Source organism: Amycolatopsis sp. NPDC059235 (assembly GCF_042754125.1).
Lineage (GTDB): Bacteria > Actinomycetota > Actinomycetes > Mycobacteriales > Pseudonocardiaceae > Amycolatopsis > Amycolatopsis albidoflava.
This window is the reverse complement of sequence record NZ_JBHZAG010000065.1, coordinates 1-4,943: the sequence shown is the minus strand read 5'-3', so window position 1 is coordinate 4,943 and position 4,943 is coordinate 1. Positions and strand designations below refer to the sequence as shown.

Genomic DNA, 4,943 nt, shown 5'->3' with positions numbered 1-4,943 from the left:
CGGGAAAGCATGCCCCCAGCCACAGCAACCCGCCAGCCACCGCAACGCGACTCCCGGCGAGAAAAGCCGGAAAAGCACCAGCCCAACCCCGCCACTTGACAGAAGGTGGACAATAAAAAATCGACGCGTCTTCACCAAGAAATCAGAAGTTCGCGCCGAATCTGGGTTCAGAATAACAGCAGCGAGGGGCACGTGTCAACTCAGGGGTACGAAGAAGAACTGCGGTCCGAACAGGACTACGTCGCCGGCCTGTACCGGCGGCTCGACGACGAGCGCGAGCGGGCCGCCGCACGCTACACCGCTGCCCTCAAGCGAAACGACGAGACTCCGGGCGAGCGCGACGTCGAGGTGCGCGCTCTCACGAGGGAAACGCGGCGGTTGTCGGTCGCCGACTCCGGGTTGTGTTTCGGGCGGCTCGACACGCTCGAAGGCGACCATTCCTACATCGGCCGGATCGGGCTTTTCGACCAGGACGACGAGTACAAACCCGTCCTTCTCGACTGGCGTGCGCCCGCGTCGAGCGCGTTTTACACCGCTACCGCCGCCACCCCGGAGGACATGCGGCGACGGCGGCAGTTCCACACGCACGGCCGGCGAGTCACGTCCTTCACCGACGAGGTCTTCGGGCGTGGCGGCGGCAGCGACGAGGAGAACGACGCCGACGCCGCGCTGCTCGCCGCGGTCAACGCGCCGCGCGACGAGGGGATGCGGGACATCGTCGCGACGATCCAGGCCGAGCAGGACCGCATCATCCGGCTCGACCATCCTGGCGTCCTGGTCATCGAGGGAGGACCGGGAACCGGGAAAACCGTCGTGGCGCTCCACCGCGTCGCGTATCTGCTCTACACCCAGCGCGAGCGGATGGAGCGCCACGGCGTCCTCGTCCTCGGGCCGAATCCGTCGTTCCTGAACCACATCGGCCGCGTGCTGCCGTCGCTCGGCGAGTCCGACGTGGTGTTCACCACGCCGGGCGGGCTGCTTCCGGGGCTGCGGACAAACGCCGAGGACGAGCCGGAAATCGCGCGGTTCAAGGGATCTCTGCGGATGCTCGACGTCCTCGAAGCGGCGGTCGCGGACCGGCAGGAGCTGCCGCCGGAACCCATCCTGATCGAACTCCGCGACACCACGGTCCGGATCGACGCAGCGACCGCCGAGTGGGCCCGCGACGAAGCGCGCCAGAGCGGGCGGCCGCACAACGAAGCGCGGGCGGTGTTCGTCGAGATCGTCACGTACGTGCTCACCGAACGCGCCATGGCCCGCATCGGGCGCGGTTGGCTCACGCGCGACGACAAGGAGGAGTGGGAGGACCTCCGTTCCACGCTCGTCAAGGAACTCCTCGCCGACAGCGCGTTCGTCAAGGCGATCGACCGCCTCTGGCCGATCCTGACTCCGGAAAGCCTGCTGACCACGCTGTACTCCTCCCCCGCGCGGCTCACCGCGGCCGGCGCCAGCCAGGCGCTGCTGCGCGAGCCGGGCGAGGGCTGGACGGTGTCGGACGTCCCGCTCCTGGACGAGCTGATCGACCTCCTGGGCAAGGCACCGGACCGGGCGAAGCAGAAAGAGGACAAGGCCGAACGCGAGGCGGAGGCCGAGTACGCGGCGGGCGTGCTGGACATCATGCGGCTCGACCGCGAGGAGATGGACGAGGACATCGGCCTGTCCGCGGAGCACCTGCTCTACGACACCGACCTGGCCGAGCGGTTCGTCGAGTACGACACCCGCGACCTCGCCGAACGCGCCGCCGCGGACCGGGACTGGACCTACCGGCACGTCGTCGTCGACGAGGCCCAGGAACTGTCCGAAATGGACTGGCGGGTGCTCATGCGGCGGTGTCCCAGCCGGTCGTTCACCGTGGTCGGCGACCTGGCGCAGCGCCGGTCGGCGGCGGGGGCGACCGACTGGGGCACGATGCTGGATCCGTACGTCCCGGGCCGCTGGGTCTACCGGTCGCTCACCGTCAACTACCGCACCCCGGCGGAAATCATGGCTGTCGCGGGCGCGGTGCTGGCCGAGTTCGCGCCGGGGGTCGAGCCGCCGGAATCGGTTCGCGCGTGCGGGGTCCGGCCGTGGTCAAGGAAGGTCACCGACGACGAATTGCCTGCCGCAGTGGAGGAATTCGTCCGCGACGAGGCGGGCCGGGAAGGGACCAGCGTCGTGATCGGACCGCCGGACGTGCCGGGTGCGGTGCAAGCGTCGGAGACGAAGGGGCTGGAGTACGACGCCGTGCTTCTCGTGGACCCGGACCGGATTCTCGCGGACGGCCCGCGCGGCGCGGCCGAGCTGTACGTCGCGCTTACCCGGGCGACGCAACGGCTCGGCGTGCTGCACCGCGGCGCGCTGCCGTCGGTGCTGAACGGATTGGAAGAGCGGATCTAACCGTCAGGAGCGCAGCTCGGGAGCGAGGACGCTGCTGCGCTTCAACGCCTTCAGCACCACCCCGGTATGCACCGAATCCGCCTGCCGGGACCATCCGGAGCTGCCGACGAACTCGTGCAACGCGGCGATGTCGGGCAAGGTCACGTCAGCCAGCAGCTGATACTCGCCCGTCATCGCCGCCGCGTACCGCACGTACGGCGAGGCCAGCAACGCCCGGCCGATGTCGTCGACGTCGTGCGGGCGGCACCGGATCCACAGCAGCGCCTCGACCGGCAGCCCGAGCACGGCCGGCTCCACCACCGCCCGGATGAACACCTTTTCCTCTCGCCGCAACGCTTCCACCCGGCGGCGGACGGTCGATTCCGAGATCCCGGCGGCGCGGGCGAGCTCCTCGTGGGTCCGCCGGCCGTCCTCGCGCAGCGCGCGCACGATGGCGCGTTCGTCGCTGCCGAAGGCGACGCCGTCGGGCTGCCGGGGCTGCGGGGTCGGCTGCGGCAGCGAGGAGATCGCCGACGTCTCGGACGGGCTGAGCAGGCCGGGCTGCCATTCGTGGATGGTGCGGTAGTAGCGGGTGACGGTATCGGCCGTCAGATCGAGCAGGCCGGGGATTGCCGCCATCTCGTCGAACATGAAGGTCGGCAGCCGGTCGCGGTCGCAGAAGACCTCGGCGACCAGTTCGCCCTGTCCGGTGATGAGGTAGCAGAAGCTCGTCTCCGGCCGTCCCGCGAGCGCGGTGCCCGCCGGACGGCCGAGCCCGGCCCGGCAACGGCCGCGGACCAGCAGCGGCACGCCGTGCGGCGAAACGGCGACAACCGTCACGACGCCGGTGCGCAGCAGGTGCGTCCCGCGACGGGCCACCGTGCGCTCGGGCGCGTCCAGTACCTCGGCGATCCGCCGCCAGGACGCGCGGCCGTCGACTTGCAGCGCGCCGGCGATCCGGCGGTCGAGCGGGTCCAGCCGTGCGGTCATCAGCCAATACTGTGGCTGATTCCGTCATTTGTCGAGTAGCTCTTGTCCAACCTCAGCACCAAAGGCGAAGCTGGCGTCTCGAACGGACACCGGGGTCAGGAAGGACAATCAGTGAGCGCCGAGGAGATCTGTTACCTGCCCGCCCGCGAACTGGCCCGGCGGCTGCGCACCCGCGAACTATCCGCCCGCGAGGTGCTGCAAGCCCATCTGGACCGGATCGAGCAGGTCAACCCCCAGATCAACGCGATCGTCACGCTCACCGCCGAGCGCGCGCTGTCCGAAGCCGCGGCCGCCGACGAACGTCTCGCGCACGGCGAGGAGGTCGGTCCGCTGCACGGGATCCCGGTGGCGCACAAGGAAACGCACGACGTCGCCGGTGTCCGCACCACCTACGGCTCCCCCATTTTCGCCGACCACGTGCCCGACGGCGACACGCTCGTCGTCGAGCGGATCCGCAACGCGGGAGCGATCACGCTCGGCAAGACGAACGCGCCGGAGTTCGGGGCCGGTTCGCACACGATGAACCCGGTCTTCGGAGCCACGCGCAACCCGTATCGGCGGGATCTGTCCGCCGGCGGCAGCAGCGGCGGCGCGGCGGCGGCGCTGGCCGCGGGCCTGCAGCCGCTCGCCGAGGGCAGCGACATGGGCGGCTCGCTGCGGAATCCGGCGTCGTTCTGCAACGTCGTCGGCCTGCGTCCGTCGCCGGGCCGCGTCCCGACCTGGCCGGCGACGCTGCCGTGGGAGGCGCTGGGCGTGCAGGGGCCGATGGGCCGGACGGTCGCGGACGTCGCGCTGCTGCTGTCGGTGATCGCCGGGCACGACGAGCGCAACCCGATCTCGCTCGACCAGCCCGCCGCGCCGTTCGCCGGATCGCTCGACGCCGACCTCGCCGGGCTGCGCGTCGCGTGGTCGCCGGATCTGGGCGGGCTGCCGGTCGACCCCGCGGTCAGCGCCGTGCTCGAACCGGCGGTGAAGGCGTTCGCCGATCTCGGCTGCCGCGTCGAACCGGCCTGCCCGGATCTGGCCGCAGCCGACGAGGTGTTCCGCACCCTGCGCGGCTGGCTTTTCCACGCCGGTTTCAACGGCCTGCTCGAAGAACATCCCGACAAAATGAAGCAGACCCTCAAGGACAACATCGCTTTCGGCGCCACCCTTTCCGGTGCCGACATCGCGAGCGCGCAGACGCGGCAGCTACAGCTCATCACCGGGATGCGGGAGTTCTTCAGCCAGTACGACCTGCTGCTCGCGCCGGTGAGTCAGGTGCCGCCGTTCCCGGTGGAGTGGGAGTACCCGGAAACCGTTGCCGGGCAACCGATGCACGATTACCTGGAGTGGATGCGCTCGGCGTATTCGATCTCGGCGACCGGCTGCCCGGCGCTGTCGGTGCCTGCGGGGTTCACCGAGGACGGACGGCCGGTCGGGCTGCAGATCATCGCGCCGGTGCGAGGCGAGCTAGGGCTGTTGCGCGCCGCGCACGCTTTCGAGCAGGCCACCGGGTACGGGAACCAGCGGCCGGTCTTCTGAGACGCCTTGCCGCACGGAACAAGGTCCGTGAAGGGCTCCTTGAGGGAATCAGATTCCCTCAAGGAGCCCTTCAC

Annotated in this window: 3 protein-coding genes; 2 read left to right on the top strand and 1 reads right to left on the bottom strand. The window is 70.1% G+C overall.

What is annotated here, in order from left to right:
* Positions 1 to 192: 192 nt before the first annotated feature.
* Complete coding sequence (gene helR, locus ACFXI3_RS32895) at positions 193 to 2,376, top strand: RNA polymerase recycling motor ATPase HelR (protein WP_378404832.1); 2,184 nt, start codon at positions 193 to 195, stop codon at positions 2,374 to 2,376.
* A 3-nt stretch (positions 2,377 to 2,379) separates the two neighbouring features.
* Here helR and ACFXI3_RS32890 read toward each other — a convergent pair whose 3' ends face one another.
* On the bottom strand, positions 2,380 to 3,345 hold the full coding sequence (locus tag ACFXI3_RS32890) for an Lrp/AsnC family transcriptional regulator (protein WP_378404830.1): 966 nt from the start codon (positions 3,343 to 3,345) through the stop codon (positions 2,380 to 2,382).
* 111 nt (positions 3,346 to 3,456) lie between these two features.
* Between ACFXI3_RS32890 and ACFXI3_RS32885 the strand changes: the two genes are divergently transcribed.
* A complete protein-coding gene (locus ACFXI3_RS32885; RefSeq protein WP_378404828.1) occupies positions 3,457 to 4,869 on the top strand; it encodes an amidase in 1,413 nt (470 codons plus the stop codon).
* Positions 4,870 to 4,943: the final 74 nt, after the last annotated feature.